The sequence below is a fragment of the Austwickia sp. TVS 96-490-7B genome, from assembly GCF_019331795.1.
In the GTDB taxonomy this organism is placed as follows: Bacteria; Actinomycetota; Actinomycetes; order Actinomycetales; family Dermatophilaceae; genus Austwickia.
Genome location: NZ_JAHPZL010000003.1, coordinates 670,526 through 685,872, shown reverse-complemented (window position 1 = coordinate 685,872; position 15,347 = coordinate 670,526). Strand labels below are relative to the sequence as shown.

Below are 15,347 nucleotides of genomic sequence, written 5' to 3'. Positions count from 1 at the left end.
CGACACCACCGCCCCCTGCCGCGGCGCATCAATCCGCGACGACATCTTCACCGGCCCCCGATCAGACCACCCGCGAGTCGTCCAATACGCCGCCTCCTTCGCAAATGTCGACACCGTCAACCCCGTCAACCACTTCGTCGCCCCGACATACCCATACACACCCGGCACCAACAGCCGCGCCGGAGCGCCATGCACCCGCGACAACGGCTCCCCGTTCAACGCCACCGCAATCAACGCATCCCGCCCGTCCCACAATGTCTCCAACGGCGTACTCGCCGTAAACCCATCCGCCGCCCGCGACAACACCTGATCAGCATCCGCCAACGGCCGCGCTCGCCGGAGCAAGGGCGCCACCGGCACTCCCCACCACCGGCCACTCCCACACAACTCGCCACCCACCTCGTTAGACACACAAGTCAACGTGATGTCCCGTTCCACCATCGGCTGCGCCAGCAACTCCTCCCAGGTCCACGAGAACGGCGCCTCCACCATCCCGTCGACAGTCAACCGCCAGGTCGCGGTATCAATCCGCGGCGGCACCAACGCAATGTCGATCCGGAAGAAATCCTGCTGCGGCGTCCGCAGCGGCGAAACCTCTGGTACGTCGACCCCCGCAGGGAGCTGCGGCAGTCGCTGCGCCGGCACCGGCAATGACACCGGCGAGGGCGGCCCCGTCGTACGAGAGGTCACCACCAACACCGCCCCAGACGTCAGCAGCGCCGCCGCCCCACCCATCGCGAACGTCCGTCGATCCACCACCGCCGCACCCGGCCGGACCGGCACGACCTGCGCCGCGACGGTCTCCCCGCCCGAGGGTTCCGGCACCTGCTCCCACGGCCGGGCCAGCCGATACACCGCGGCATGGCACAACCCGCACATCACCACCGCGCACCCCGCCGGGACAAAGGACAACGGCTCCACCGTCGAACGCCACGCCACCGCGCCGACCCCGGCCCCACCGAGCACCGCTAAACCAGCCGCCGCATGACCCCACCCGCGCCGACCAGCCACCCCCGCACACCACGCGGCAACCACAACCGCCGCCACCACACCCAGCAACAACACCGCCTTGTCAGCGGTGCCGAACGCCGTGATCGCCCAGTCCTTCAACCACCCCGGCACCAGATCCACCACGACCGCACCCACCGCCGCCACCGGAGCAGCCGTCGGATCCACCGCGAGCGCCACCAGCTGGCCGCCCGCGCAGCCGACCGCCGCCGACACCACCCCGGACAGCCCATCCACCCATGTCGGCGTGTGCGGCAACTCGTTGGATGCCGACGCTTGAGACGGACCCGGCGTGTGAGGCCCCGACGCGCTGGTCATGACCCCTCCGGCAGCAGCATCCGGTCCAGATCCCACGGAGCCACCGGCGAATACTGCACAATCCACGTCTGCAGCTGGTGATCAACGCCCGTTAACACCATCAGACCGATCGCCACCATCACCACGCCCAACCCACGACGTACCGACCCGTGCGGATCCGCCGCCCACCCAAGGCGACGAATCACCCGCTGCCCGGCCAACGCCACCAGCAGCAACATCGCGCACAATCCCACGGCGTACGCCGACAACAACACCAGACCCTGCCCAAACTGCGCAGGCAGGACAGTGACCACGACATACGCATACAACGGACTGCACGAAGAAAACGCCGGACCCAACGCGGCGCCAGTCAAGATCGCCCCCCACGCCCCAGACCGGCGCCGCGCCGCACCCAAACCTGCACCCGACCGGGCCTGCCATCCCGTCCACGCCGAGACCATGTCCCACACCTGTGGAAACACCGTGACGGCACCCATCACCACCAACACCAGCCCAGACAGCACCGGCCACGCCCGAGCTGGCACCTCAATGAGTGCCGTCGATGCTTTCAGCAGCACCGTAAACACCACCACCGACATCCCCAACGACGCCGTGACCAGCAACGCCCGAGGCGTCCCCGACCATCGCTCACCAGGGACCGCCGAGCCAGCCACCGTGATCGGCAACAACGGCAGCACGCACGGGGCAAGCACAGTCAACACACCAGCGAGCAACGCGCCAACAAACAACGTCATGAAGAACTTCCCAAAAATCGAACGACAGGGGCGGAGGACGACAGAGGCAGCGGAGTGGGGGAGCGGCTCAGCGAGTCTTCGCCGCGATCGCCGCGCCATCCTTGCTGCCCGACCAGGCGGCGACCTTCATCCCCGACGCATCTACCTGCACAAACGTGTGCTGCTGAGTGACCCCATACTTCTTCTTCAGCTCATCGGACTTGTCAAAGTCCACCTTCACCACCGTCAACCCAGAGGGCACCCCGCTCGACATCAACGCTTTGTCAGTGGCCTGGCAGTCTGGGCACCACGACGCTGCGAAAAACAACACGACCTTGCCCTGGTGGGCCATGTCCCGGTGCGCCTCATAATCGGCGTACGACTCATACCGTCCCGCCTTCATGTCCTTGCTGTCGCTCTTGTCGGCCATCCCGCCAGTGGAGGCCATCCCGCCCTTGTCGCCAGTCATCCCCGCGCCCGTCGTGGCAGACATCCCAGACGTGGCAGACATCCCAGACGTGGAGGACGACGAGGCAGTGGATCCTGCTGCGGCGCCGTTCTGATCACCGCAAGCCCCCAAAGTCAGGACAGCGGACAGAGCGAGAGCGGCGGTGGTGAGAGTGCGTGCTGTGTTCATACGACCAGGCTGGACGGCGATCACGTCATACTCCATTGCGAAGTTCTTACAGAATGCTGACGTCTCTACGCCGCCCGATCTGCGGTGCTGCGACATCCGTCATGTGTGCCGCCGTGTCGTCAGCACTGCCTGCATCTCACGCGCTGTCGGTCCCAGACCTCACCCGCTGGCCTCCCCTGCGCCCACCTGGCGCCACTTTGCCTGCGTTCACTCTTAAGCCGACCTCACCTCACTTGCTGCTCGCCGCAGCTACTACCGAGCCCCCTACTCGCCCGTGGGCGGGTTTGGGTGCTGCCTTCCCGCCCGTGGGCGGGTTGGGGGAGCGGGTGGGTTGGGTAGTGTCAGACGGAGAAGGGTCGGCAGGTACGACGGTGCGGATCTGACGTTGGCGGGGATGTGGCTTTCCTGCTGAATCGGATGTGCACTGATGGGCGCGAGCCGTTTTGCTTTTGTGAGTGCATCATGTGTGTGGGAATCATTGCGGTTTTCTCACCAAATGGCTCTGCCGTGAATCGTGGTGGTCCTGTGAACAGCAGGAACGGTGTGGCGGAAGGTGCTGGCCAGTGGAATCAGGGAAGATCTTGGCTGTGCTCAGCTGTTTGGGTGAGGAGCCCTGGGGGAGTGAATGGTACGCTGAGCATCGCGATGGCTCAACATGGGGTCGGCGCGCTAATTTATCTGAATTAATTCCCGCCGATCGACTTTGCAGTTAATGTTTTTGCGGGATGTTTTCAGGGTGAGCAAAGGTGAAGTTAATGACAGTTTTGGGACTGCCTTATCGTCCGGTGTCGATCCTGCTCATGGGGGTGGCCGCAGTGCTCGCAGCGATGTCTTACTTCCTGCCATTGGGACCCATGCTGTATCTCCCCTATGTCACTTTGCTCTTCTCGACAGGGGTGGCATTGAGGATGAAGGGGGATCAAGCCTGCGCGTCACGTCCTGGTGAGTGAGTGATCCCAGGGCGGGAGCTATGCCCTGGTGAGTGGGTGATCCCAGGGCGAGCGCTATGCCGAATGGACTCGAGCGGTGGTGAGTGAGCTGGTGACAGAGAAGTGACAGCTCTTCGCTGGACGATCAAGCATGTGACAGCTGCACCGCCGTGATCCCAGCTGCCCGGCGAGTACGTCGGCGTACCAAAGTTCTTCCCGGTGATGGTGAGGCGCATCGAGGCGGGATGCTGGTGGCGGCTTCCCGTGCCGCGCACCTTGAGGTGGGCATCGACACAGTAGCGATGTCGGTGCGGCCCGCTAGGGTCGTTGGGTGAGCACAGCCCTGTACCGCCGCTACCGGCCGCAGTCCTTCGCCGACGTGATCGGTCAGGAACACGTCACCGAACCACTGATGCAGGCTTTGCGCACCGGCCGCATCGGGCACGCATATCTTTTCAGTGGCCCTCGTGGCTGCGGTAAGACGACGAGCGCCCGGATCCTTGCTCGCTGCTTGAACTGTGAGCAGGGCCCGACGCCCACGCCCTGTGGCCAGTGCCCTTCCTGTGTGGCTCTGGCCACCGGCGGTCCGGGGAGCGTCGACGTCATTGAAATCGACGCCGCGAGCCATGGTGGTGTCGACGACGCCCGTGACCTGCGTGAAAAAGCGGCGTACGGTCCAGCGCAGTCGCGGTTCAAGGTGTACATCATCGACGAGGCCCACATGGTCACTCCGCAGGGGTTCAATGCCCTGCTGAAGATCGTCGAAGAACCTCCAGCGCACGTGAAGTTTGTCTTTGCGACCACCGAGCCGGAAAAGGTCATCGGCACGATCCGCTCCCGCACCCACCATTACCCGTTCCGTCTGGTGCCGCCGCAACGGCTGAGCGACTACCTGCAGGAGTTGTGCCACCGCGAAGGGGTCCCGGTGGAGCCGGGAGTGTTGCCGTTCGTGGTGCGCGCTGGGGGTGGGTCGGTGCGGGATTCGTTGTCCGTCTTGGATCAGCTCATCGCTGGGTCGGGTCAGCAGGGGCTGACGTACGCCGGAGCGGCCGCCCTGCTGGGATTCACCGAAAGCGAACTGCTCGACTCCGTCGTTGAGGCATTAGCCGCAGGCGATGGGGGAGCAGTGTTCCGTCATGTTGACCGGGTCGTCGAAACCGGCCACGACCCGCGGCGGTTTGTCGAGGACTTGCTGGAACGCTTCCGGGATCTCATTGTTCTGGCAGCATCCGATGACGCGGCCGCGGTGCTGCGTGGGTTGCCCGCCGACCAGGTCGACCGGATGCGCCATCAGGCGTCGTCGTTCGGGCAAGGGGAGCTGTCGCGTTGCGCGGACTTGGTCAACGCCGGGCTAACTGCGTTGAGTGGAGCGACATCACCGCGGTTGCAACTGGAGCTGATCTGCGCCCGGTTGCTGCTGCCCGCCGCATCGGGGGAGCAGGGGTACGCCGCACGACTGGATCGTCTTGAACGACATGTCCAGCAGGGCGGTGTCACTCCTGTGGCCACGACTGGACACACTGGTGACTTTGGCGTTCAAGGTGACCGTGATGGATCGACTGCCTATCCCGGTGAGGGTGCCTCACCTGTCGCGTCCCCAGGGGGACTCAGCGGGCGTGACGCGGCCCGCGCGGCGCTGGCCCAGCTACGAGGCGGGGCCTCTGCGTCAGCAGGTCAAGCGGCACCGGGTCAAGGCACATCAGCACCTGCCGTTTCAGCTCAACCCGCGGCTGGCGCCCCCACCGTCCCGATGGTTGCCCCAGCCCAGCCCACCGAACGGATTCCCGAGCAGCAGCAACCCCAACGCACCCGAATGCCGCAGCAGCCCCCGCAGCAGCACGGAGCGGATCTACCACACAGCCCAGACCGACAGCACCGACCGGGCCAGCAGCACGGCGACCCCCCACCGCAGCGGCAGCCTTATCCATCGGGGCAGATTCATTCACAGGGCCAGACCGCTCCACAGGGGCAGGCTCACCCACAGGGGCAAGCTCACCCGCAGGGACAGGCTCACCCACAGGGGCAAGCTCACCCGCAGGGACAGGCTCACCCACAGGGGCAAGCTCACCCGCAGAGTCGGCCCTCTTCGCCGGGACAGGCCCCCTCGCGGGGCGCAGCCCGGTTGGATACCGACGCCATGCGGCACAGCTGGCCCGATGTCCTCGGCAAGATCATCGCGATACGCCGCGTGACCTGGTCGTTTCTGTCCGAACATGCCCAAGTGTTGTCCTTCGACGGGCGGCGACTTGTCCTCGGTATCGCGACCGAAGGTTTGACTCACACCTTCCATCAGGGCTCGCATCCCCAGATCGTCCAGCAGGCGGTCCACGCTGCTTTAGGTCTTGACGTGCAGGTCGAAGCTGTGCCGATGCCTTCACGAGGGGCTGACAGCGCTGCGACGATGCCGTTGGGGCAACCGCGCAGCACGATGACCACCCCACCGCCGACTGCTGACCGTGGGACCCGCCCCATCGCTGCTGCGTCAGCGCAGCCACCTCCCCCTACCCGGCAGACTGCGCCACCTCCGCCACACCCCCGACCGATGACGCCGCGACCCGAGCCCCGGGACGCAGGCAGGCCTAGGGTCCAAGACCCGACAGTCCGTGGCCCGAAAAGGGGGCGTGGACCAGGGGGAGAAATCCCCCCCGGGCAACCCGCGGCACGACGGGAAACGGCACCTGCCGCCGGACCCCGCGTGCCGCAGGCCCCCCACGCTTCTGCCCTGATGAGGTCGGCCTCGGCTCCCGCCAAGGCCGGGCCGGGCACCTCCCGCGCTCGTCAGTCGTCGCCTCAATCGTGGGCACCTCCAGTCGAACCGCCCCCCGAAGAGGACTACGACGACGCGTGGCCCGAAGAGGAATGGTTGCCCCCGCAGGACAGCGCGGCCGCGACCACCGCCCCGGTCAGCTCCGCTGCCGGCACTCCTGCGGTGTCCTTCGCCACCCCAGCTGGACATGACACCGCAGGACATGACGTCGCCGGACGCACCGCTGGACATGGCATTGCCGGACCCGGGGCGACCGGAGGTCTCGATCCCGCTGATGACACCGCCAGCAGCATCGGCGACGCCCAGGATGGCACCGGCGAATCCGTCGTACCTCCCCTGGTCGACGACCAGGGATCTACGGACACCGTGCTGACCCCGGCCACTCCAGACTCTGCGCTAGCGGCACCCCCATCGACAGCAGTGACACCCCAACCAGTACCAGCAACCGCAGTACCTCCTAGCCGAGGCTCTGGACGTATGTCGGCCTTCCAACGAGCCAAAGCGGCTCTGGAAGAGCAGAAAAGCCAAGGAAAGGGCCCGCGAGGAGCCGCCGGTGCGAGCGAGACCGCGGTATCGGCTGCAGGCCAGGTCAGCCCAGCGATGACGTCCGGTCCGATCAGTGACCTCGACGCGTCAGGGATCAGCGACGATGACGAAGATATCGCTGGTGCGGGTGCTGTCGGCCAATCTGTCATCGCTGCGGTGTTGGGCGGAGTGGTGATCGACGAATACGACTCTTAACCAGTCAGGCTGCCGCCGCCGTACGGCGCGCTGGCGAGCGCCTCGGGAGGGCACCGGTGCCGGAAGATCAGCATGGTGACGCGCGAGTCACCGACCGGCAAGGCTAGGCTCGGCGACCGTGGAGGGAACCAGGTTCTATACGACATCCCGCGCGGTCATCGCGCCGCTGCTGCGCATCGTGTTGCGGGCTCGTGTCACCGGTGCCGAGCATATTCCAGCGGCCGGGCCGGTCATCATCGCCAGCAACCACCTGTCCTTCTTTGACAGCATCATCCTGCCTGCGGTTTCCCCGCGACCGATCACGTTCCTCGCCAAATCTGACTACTTCACCGGCCGTGGTCTGACCGGAGCGTGGAACCGATTTTTCTTCACCGCTGCTGGCACCATTCCCGTCGATCGAAACGCCACCCGGGCCGCGCAACAGTCTCTGGACGTGGCCTTGCAGGTGTTAGCTGACGACGGGGCGTTTGGGATCTACCCGGAGGGCACCCGGTCTCGTGATGGACGGCTCTACCGGGGACACACCGGACTGGGTCATCTGGTGCTGACTTCCGGGGCTCCAGTGGTGCCCGTCGCCCTGCGCGGCACTGAACGGATCCAACCTGTTGGTGCTCGGATCCCTCGACCGGCGCGGGTCAGTGTGCAGTTCGGCCCGGCGATGGATCTGCGGCCGCGGTACGCCGACATGCCCCCTGGGCGGGCCCGCCGGGAGATCACTGACGAGGTGATGGCTGCCATCCAGGCGATGAGCGGTCAGGAATGGGCGGGGGAGTATCACACTCGGCCGGCACAGCCCTAGCGCTGACCTGCGCTGTCGTTCAGACACTCGGTCTTGTCGGCTATCGCCGATAGGCTGGTTGTCGTGTATGAAGGAGCGGTCCAGGACCTGATCGACGAGCTCGGGCGGTTGCCCGGGGTCGGTCCAAAGGGCGCGCAACGCATCGCCTTCCACCTGTTGCAGGCCGATGAGGTGGACGTGCGACATCTCGTCGAAGCCTTGGTGCGGGTCAAGGAGAAGGTGCGTTTCTGCGTGGTGTGCGGCAATGTCGCTGAAGAGGAGCAGTGTCGTATTTGCGCTGACCCTCGCCGGGATCCCACCGCGATCTGTGTGGTGGAAGAACCCAGGGATGTCATCGCCATCGAACGCACCCGGGAGTTCCGCGGACGCTACCACGTGCTCGGCGGCGCGATCAGCCCCATGGACGGCATCGGCCCAGACGATCTGCGCTGCGCCCAACTGTTCACCCGTCTCGCTGACGGTCAGGTCGGTGAAGTCATCATCGCCACCGATCCCAACCTGGAGGGTGAGGCGACCGCCGCATATCTAGCGCGTCTCCTGGCCCCCCTTGAGGTGCGAGTGACGCGCCTGGCTTCCGGCCTGCCGGTCGGTGGCGACCTGGAATACGCCGACGAGGTCACTCTCGGACGAGCCTTTGAAGGCAGGAGGTTGCTCAATGGCTGAAATCAGCACGGGTGTCCCTGATTCCACCGAGCCTGAGGCTCAGATGCCGACCGATGACGTCACCGACGCGGAGGTCGTCGATGACGATCTGGCTCAGCTCGGCGAAGAAACCGCCCACGAAGCGCGCCAGTTCCTCGCCGTTCTCCGAGCAGTGGGTGCAGGAGAGTCCCCGGACCAGGCTATTCCGTTGTTGTTGCTGGCCACGTCGCAAATCCTGGTCACTGGAGCTCGGCTAGGCGCGATCACCGACGTTGTCCCAGCGGAGCAGTTTGAAGCAGACCTGGGTTCGGATTTCGACGTCGAAAAACTCCGTGACGGGTTGGCTGCGTTGCTGACCGGACTAGACGAATACGTCGAGGTCATCGACCCGTTAACGACTCCGGAGTTGACCAGCTCCACCCTGTCAGGAGAGCTGACAGAGGTCGCTTCGGCGTTGGTGCATGGGCTGCGACATTACGCCGAGGGGCGGATCAGCGAAGCCCTGTGGTGGTGGCAGTTCAGCTATCTGTCCGACTGGGGTTCGCGGGCCGCTGGTGCGTTGCGTGCTCTGCAGTCGATCATCGGGCATATCCGGTTGGACGCTGACGAAGAGGCCGTCTCCGAAGCCGAGTTCGACGCTTTGCATCGGTGACGACTGTCACCGCTGGCGACGTCGTACCAGCAGCTGTGACAAGCGGAACTTTGTCTGGTGAAGGTGACATCACGATGTCGTCTCGTGGGGCGGGCCGCTCGGGGTGCCTTCTGCCTCACCGAATAAACTCCACTTTCGTCAACGGTCCCTCTGCCTGCAGTCTGCGAGGAAAACGTGAGTCTGGTCGTCCAGAAGTACGGCGGCTCGTCCGTCGCCGATGCCGAAAGTGTCAAGCGTGTCGCCCGACGGATCGTGGAGACTAAAAAAGCTGGTCATGACGTCGTGGTCGTCGTGTCCGCTATGGGTGACACGACCGACGACCTGATGGACCTCGCCCAACAGGTGACCCCGCTGCCCCCAGCCCGAGAGCTCGACATGTTGCTCACCGCTGGTGAACGCATCTCAATGGCGGTGTTGGCGATGGCCATCGCCAACCTGGGATATTCGGCGTTGTCCTTTACCGGCAGCCAAGCCGGGGTGATCACTGATGAAGCTCATGGCAAAGCTCGGATCATTGACATCACCCCCGGGCGGATCACGAAGGCGCTGGCTGAAGGCCATATCGCTATCGTCGCTGGTTTCCAAGGGGTCAGCCAGACCACGAAAAACATCACGACGTTGGGTCGTGGCGGTTCGGACACCACCGCGGTGGCCTTGGCTGCCGCGATGTCCGCAGATGTCTGTGAGATCTACACCGACGTCGACGGGGTGTTTACCGCCGACCCGCGGATCGTGCCCGCCGCCCGGCATATTTCTCGGATCTCCACTGAGGAGATGCTGGAACTGGCAGCGAACGGCGCCAAAATCCTGCATCTGCGTTGCGTGGAATACGCGCGGCGCTATCAGATCCCGATCCACGTCCGGTCGTCCTTCTCTGCCAAAGAAGGCACGATCATCACCGACCAGCCTGCTGCTGCGGGTGATCTCGGGACAACGAATTGTCAGCTCCATCAGGACAGCGAAGAAGGAGTGACCGTGGAGGCACCCATCATCTCCGGCGTGGCGCACGACCGAAGCGAGGCGAAGATCACGGTCGTAGGCGTGCCTGACCGTCCTGGTTACGCCGCAAAGATCTTTGCGACGGTGGCTGAGGCTGAGGCCAATGTCGACATGATCGTGCAGAACGTCTCCTCGGTGGAGACTGGCTGCACTGACATTTCCTTCACCCTGCCCCGCAACGAGGGCGACCGGGTCGTCAAGGCTCTGGACAAGGCCCGGGACACGCTCGGTTTCGTCTCGCTGCAGTTCGATGACCACGTCGGCAAGTTGTCCCTGGTCGGAGCCGGGATGCGGACCAACCCGGGAGTTTCGGCCAAACTGTTCCAGGCGCTCTCCGACGCCGACATCAACATCGAGATGATTTCCACCTCGGAGATCCGCATCTCTGTGGTCACCAGCGACGACCAGCTGGATGACGCAGTGCGTGCGGTGCACACTGCATTCGGCCTGGACTCCAGCGAGGGTGAGGCCGTCGTTTACGGAGGGACCGGACGATGAGCAGCATGAACGAAACCGGGAAACCGACCCTGGCAGTCGTCGGAGCGACCGGTGCCGTCGGCAGCGTGATGCTGTCGATCCTGTCCAGCCGCCAGGACGTGTGGGGCCAGATCAAATTGGTGGCTTCGGCCCGTTCTGCGGGCAAGGTGCTCCAGGTCCGCGGTGAAGATGTCGTGGTCGAAGCGTTGACCCCGGAAGTCTTTGACGGGGTCGACGTGGCCATGTTCGACGTACCGGATGATGTGTCCGCGCAATGGGCGCCGGTCGCGGCTGCCCGGGGCGCAGTGGTCGTCGACAACTCAGGGGCCTTCCGCATGGACCCTGATGTCCCCTTGGTGGTCCCGGAAGTCAACCCGGCGCAGGTGAAGAACCGCCCCAAGGGCATCATCGCCAACCCGAACTGCACCACCTTGACGATGATGGACGCCCTGGGTGCCCTGCACGCCGGGTGGGAACTCACCGAATTGGTCGTTGCCTCGTATCAGGCTGCTTCCGGTGCGGGCCAGCCTGGGGTGGACCGGCTGTACGCCGAAATCGACACGGTCGCTGGCGAACAGGTCGGTAGCCGTACCGGTGACGTCCGTCGACTTATCGACAGCAAACTCGGTTTGGAATCGCCCTTCCCGGCGCCACTGGCCATGAACGTCGTCCCCTGGGCGGGGTCGGTCAAGGATGGCGGTTGGAGCAGTGAAGAGCTGAAGGTCCGCAACGAATCTCGCAAGATTCTGGGTATCCCGGACCTGAAAGTCTCAGCGACCTGTGTGCGGGTCCCGGTGGTCACGACGCACTCGTTGGCCGTGCATGCGACGTTCAGCCGTCCCATCACGGTGGAAGAGGCACGGGAAGCGCTGGTCCAGGCGCCGAGCGTCGTGGTCCTCGACGACCCGGAGCACAGCGAATGGCCGACCCCTGCGGATGTGGTGGGCAGCGACCCGACGTTCGTCGGCCGGATGCGGCAAGCCCTGGACTTCCCCCACACCATTGAACTCTTTGTGTGCGGCGATAACCTGCGCAAGGGCGCAGCACTGAATACCGCCCAGATCGCCGAACTGGTCTGCGCGGAACTCACCGGCCAGCTCTGAGCCGCTACCGCATGTCCTGAGGCACTCACCTCAGACAACGCCGGTGGGGCCTGCTATTGCAGCAGGCCCCACCGGCGTCGCCGTACCTGATCTCAGGCCGCGCTGGTCGGACCAGACCCTCCGCCACTCGTGGCATTGGTGACTCGTCCAGCCGCGACAGGCAACCGCTTAGCCAACAACGGCGCCAATGCCGCACCCACAGCTGACACCGCGATCAGCACCCACCACACATGCAACGGTCCCGCACCCAACAACCGAGTGAACGCCGCCGGGGCGACAATCGCGCCGACCGCCCAGGACAACTGGTACAGGCTCATGTAGCGTCCCCGCAATGCTGCGGGACGAGACTCCACCGCCACGGCCGAAAGCACCGGGGCACCCAGCAACTCACCGAGGGTGTATATCGCCACTGCCACGAAGATCCCCATGATCGCCACCGTCGTAGACAGCCAGCCCAATACCGCCATTCCGATATACCCGCAGGTGAAAAACACCTGGCCCAGCAGATAGATCCGCCACCGCCGATGTCCGGTCATGGCCTGAATGACAGCGCTTTGACCAAAACCCACCATCACGGTGTTGACGACGTACAACGCCCCGACGACCCAGCCGGGGAGGCGCAAGATTTCAGCGACATACACCGGGATCGCCAGCGTCAACGCGAGACCAGCCAGCGAATAACTGAAATTCGCCAGCACCAGCAACATGTAGTCCCAGTCCCGCAGAATCGCACCCCAGCCGCCATGACTTTCGTCGTCGTGAGCTAGATAGGTTCGCGTTGTCAACCCCCATAACAACCCAAAAGCCACCACATAGGATGCTGCGTTGACCAGCACTGTTGCGTGGAAAGCTGTCGTGGTCCCGGCCCACACTGCGATCCCGGCCACCAGGCCACCCACCGACAGCCCTACATTGCGCAGGGCACTGAGGAAACCGAACCAAATCTCTCGTTCACCGGGAGCAGATACCGCTGCCACGGTGGGCGCGTACGACGCCCAGAAGGTGGCCTGACCCAACGCCGTCATCGTCAACACCACCGTGATGCTCACGAAAGTGTCGGCCATAGTGAATCCCGTATAGGCAGCCGCTTGAATCAGATTGCTTAACAAAAGCAAGGGTTTGGAACCAATCCGATCCACCAGGTGCCCCACCAACGGGACACACGGGAAAGCGGTGACCCCCGCAATCGACATCGCCAACCCCACATCAGGCAAAGGCACTGAGGTGGTTCGGACGAAATACAACACCGCCAACGGCATGAATACGCCGCTGCCGATGGCATCGACAGCCATGGCCACCACGAACCGGCGATGACCAGTCACATCGGGGAGCGCTAGACGTTCACGCAGGCCGCGACGCCACGGCGGCGGAGACGGGGAGGGAGGGGCAGCTTCAGCACGGGATGGGGGCGACACGACGTCGATCCTGACAGGAACACTGCGGTGAGGTCACACAGGATCCCTTTCCGGCGTGCCGCGCCACGGTCTGGCACACGCCATGGCAGCACGAATCGCCGTCATGTCACCACGGAGCGTTGGGGACACCCGCACGCCTCGGGAGACGATTCGCCCCCGAGGCCCACACCCACAGCACTCAGACCGGGGTGGGTTTCTTGCCCGCAAAGCGGCCGACAGCACGCAGCGCCGCCTGGTTTTGCGCAGCGACCGCAGCATGCCGGGCAGCGTGCCGCCGCTCAGCCTGCCGCAGCGAGTCAACCCTTGCCTGGAGACGGAGTCGCTCGGCCTCATCGATGGGTGTCAGACCTTCTTCGATCATCATGTGGTGCTCACCTCGGCTCGGAAACGTCGCGGGGAGGGTCCGCACAACTAGTGCAGGAGGGTACGGTCGATCCCTGGACCTGGATCAGGGGGTCCCTGAAGAGTGACACATCGGACGAAAGCACGTCCAGAGCTGTTGTCCCCGTCCTGACCTGCTTGGATACAACGTCGATCTGGACGCTCACGCACCAATCGGTCGCAGCAGCCTCAGTGGCTGAGCACTGTTCAACCGCCCAACCACATCCGCAGCACATCCCCGCCCACGTCAACAGACGTGGTCGCCGGTGCACCTCGACGACGATCCTTGGCTGCCGCCAACGCTGAGGTCAACCCGCACGCCGCAATGAATTCCGCCCCCAACGCGTCCACGCCGTGCTGGGAACGGTATCGGGCGTCGTACTCCCGCATCGCGGTGATCATGTCGCCACCGGCACGGCCTCCGAAAACTCGGGTCCGGATCGCGGCGACATGACGGGCCTGCGACGGCGCCGCCTCCCGCAGCGAGGGCCAAATCACCACCCGGCCCAACGCGCGCGCCAACATCGCCAGATCCGAATCAGTCAACACCTGACCGGACGGATCGACATGACACCGATCCCGGCGAGGGACCTGCCCCTCGGACGACGGAGACACCGAAGCGGACATACCGACCTCACCACGACGAGAAAACCGACAAGAAAACGGACGACACTCGGAGGGATCGGCCCAGAGCCCGACCAGCTGAGCCGATCGCCGACAGCACACGCTCTGCTAGCGTCTCGACCGTGTCCCGCTCGTATCTCGTCTCGCGTGCAGCGGGACTCCTGCTTGGAATGGCCGTCGACGCCCGGGTGGCTGACCCCCGCCGAGGGCATCCTGTCGCTGCATTCGGCGCCGCCGCTGCTCGTCTTGAACAGCGCACGTACGGCGACAGCCGTCGCGCCGGAACGGTCCACCTCATCGCTGCCACCGCGCCACTCACCCTGGCCGCCGTGGCGGTCGAACGATGGAGCCGACGCCACGCCGTGACCCACGTGCTCGCCACCGCCGCCACCACCTGGGCGGTCGTGGGAGCTGCCACTCTTGCCGCTGAAGGCCGAGCCATGGCCACCGCCCTAGATGAAGCCACCGACCCAGCGACCGCGCCCACCGGCTTAGCTGCGGCCCGTGACCGATTGCCCCACCTGTGCGGACGCGACCCCGATCAGCTCAACGTCCCCGAATTAGCCCGAGCTACCGTCGAATCCCTCGCCGAAAACACCAACGACGCCGTACTGAGCCCCCTGTGGTGGGGCGCGCTCGCGGGGGTCCCCGGCTTGGTCGCGCACCGCGCGGTCAACACCTTGGACGCGATGGTCGGTCACCGCTCGCGGCGGTATGCCCGATTCGGGACGGCGTCAGCTGTCGCGGACGATGCGATGGCGTTTTTCCCGGCGCGGATCACTGGGCTGCTGGCTTGTCTGGGTGCCCCGCTGGTCGGCGCCGATGGTCGCCGCGCTGGCCGGACCATGCTGCGGGATCATTCTGCCCACCCCAGCCCGAACGGCGGCTGGTGTGAAGCGGCCTGGGCAGGAGCATTGGGGGTGCGTCTCGGCGGCCGCAATGTCTACGCCTCCCGGGTGGAGGACCGGCCATTCCTCGGCCGTGGAAGGCGACCAGGAGCCGATCAGGTCAGGGTCGCTTCCCGACTGGTGACGGTGGTGTCGTGGGCGGGGGCTGTCGCCGCGGCAGGCGCGCTGATCATCGAAGCCGCCCAGCAGAGGCCGGGAGATGACCAGCAGCCATTACGCCCTGTGGGGGAGTGA

Annotated in this window: 15 protein-coding genes; 9 read left to right on the top strand and 6 right to left on the bottom strand. The window is 65.0% G+C overall.

Going from position 1 to position 15,347, the window contains the following annotated elements:
• The 3 genes from KEM60_RS16755 to KEM60_RS05690 form a co-directional block, all read right to left on the bottom strand.
• A partial coding sequence (locus KEM60_RS16755) for a molybdopterin-dependent oxidoreductase (RefSeq protein WP_219106502.1) occupies positions 1–1,326 on the bottom strand: 1,326 nt, incomplete at its 3' end.
• Positions 1,323–2,060, bottom strand: a complete 738-nt coding sequence (locus KEM60_RS05695; protein WP_219106501.1) for a cytochrome c biogenesis CcdA family protein — start codon at positions 2,058–2,060, stop codon at positions 1,323–1,325. The genes KEM60_RS16755 and KEM60_RS05695, both read right to left, overlap by 4 nt.
• Positions 2,061–2,127: 67 nt before the next feature.
• Entirely contained in the window at positions 2,128–2,676 is a 549-nt protein-coding gene (locus tag KEM60_RS05690) for a thioredoxin family protein (RefSeq protein ID WP_219106500.1), read from the bottom strand.
• 755 nt (positions 2,677–3,431) lie between these two features.
• Here KEM60_RS05690 and KEM60_RS05685 point away from each other — a divergent pair.
• The 8 genes from KEM60_RS05685 (at position 3,432) to KEM60_RS05650 (ending at position 11,785) form a co-directional block, all read left to right on the top strand.
• Complete coding sequence (locus tag KEM60_RS05685) at positions 3,432–3,626, top strand: hypothetical protein (protein ID WP_219106499.1); 195 nt, start codon at positions 3,432–3,434, stop codon at positions 3,624–3,626.
• 149 nt (positions 3,627–3,775) lie between these two features.
• On the top strand, positions 3,776–3,940 hold the full coding sequence (locus tag KEM60_RS05680) for a hypothetical protein (protein WP_219106498.1): 165 nt from the start codon (positions 3,776–3,778) through the stop codon (positions 3,938–3,940).
• Entirely contained in the window at positions 3,937–7,113 is a 3,177-nt protein-coding gene (locus tag KEM60_RS05675; RefSeq protein ID WP_219106497.1) for a DNA polymerase III subunit gamma and tau, read from the top strand. Before KEM60_RS05680 ends, KEM60_RS05675 begins: the two co-directional genes overlap by 4 nt.
• Before the next feature lie 118 nt (positions 7,114–7,231).
• Positions 7,232–7,912, top strand: a complete 681-nt coding sequence (locus KEM60_RS05670) for a 1-acyl-sn-glycerol-3-phosphate acyltransferase (protein WP_219106496.1) — start codon at positions 7,232–7,234, stop codon at positions 7,910–7,912.
• Positions 7,913–7,975: 63 nt separating this feature from the next.
• Positions 7,976–8,575 carry a recombination mediator RecR gene (gene recR / locus KEM60_RS05665; protein ID WP_219106495.1) on the top strand — a complete coding sequence of 200 codons (600 nt, stop codon included), beginning with the start codon at positions 7,976–7,978 and terminating at the stop codon, positions 8,573–8,575.
• Between the two features lie 43 nt (positions 8,576–8,618).
• On the top strand, positions 8,619–9,206 hold the full coding sequence (locus KEM60_RS05660; protein WP_219106606.1) for a DUF5063 domain-containing protein: 588 nt from the start codon (positions 8,619–8,621) through the stop codon (positions 9,204–9,206).
• Between the two features lie 174 nt (positions 9,207–9,380).
• Positions 9,381–10,703: an aspartate kinase gene (locus tag KEM60_RS05655; RefSeq protein ID WP_219106494.1), complete on the top strand. Its 1,323-nt coding sequence runs from the start codon at positions 9,381–9,383 to the stop codon at positions 10,701–10,703.
• A gap of 5 nt (positions 10,704–10,708) precedes the next feature.
• Positions 10,709–11,785: an aspartate-semialdehyde dehydrogenase gene (locus KEM60_RS05650; protein ID WP_370626304.1), complete on the top strand. Its 1,077-nt coding sequence runs from the start codon at positions 10,709–10,711 to the stop codon at positions 11,783–11,785.
• A gap of 92 nt (positions 11,786–11,877) precedes the next feature.
• On the opposite strand, the gene KEM60_RS05645 is transcribed toward KEM60_RS05650, so the two are convergent.
• The 3 genes from KEM60_RS05645 to KEM60_RS05635 form a co-directional block, all read right to left on the bottom strand.
• Positions 11,878–13,200, bottom strand: a complete 1,323-nt coding sequence (locus tag KEM60_RS05645) for an MFS transporter (protein WP_219106492.1) — start codon at positions 13,198–13,200, stop codon at positions 11,878–11,880.
• Between the two features lie 178 nt (positions 13,201–13,378).
• Positions 13,379–13,564: a hypothetical protein gene (locus KEM60_RS05640; RefSeq protein WP_219106491.1), complete on the bottom strand. Its 186-nt coding sequence runs from the start codon at positions 13,562–13,564 to the stop codon at positions 13,379–13,381.
• Between the two features lie 224 nt (positions 13,565–13,788).
• Positions 13,789–14,208 (bottom strand): hypothetical protein, encoded by a 420-nt coding sequence (locus KEM60_RS05635; RefSeq protein ID WP_219106490.1) that lies wholly within the window; start codon positions 14,206–14,208, stop codon positions 13,789–13,791.
• A gap of 119 nt (positions 14,209–14,327) precedes the next feature.
• On the opposite strand from KEM60_RS05635, the gene KEM60_RS05630 reads away from it, so the two are divergent.
• Complete coding sequence (locus KEM60_RS05630) at positions 14,328–15,347, top strand: CobD/CbiB family cobalamin biosynthesis protein (protein ID WP_255574293.1); 1,020 nt, start codon at positions 14,328–14,330, stop codon at positions 15,345–15,347.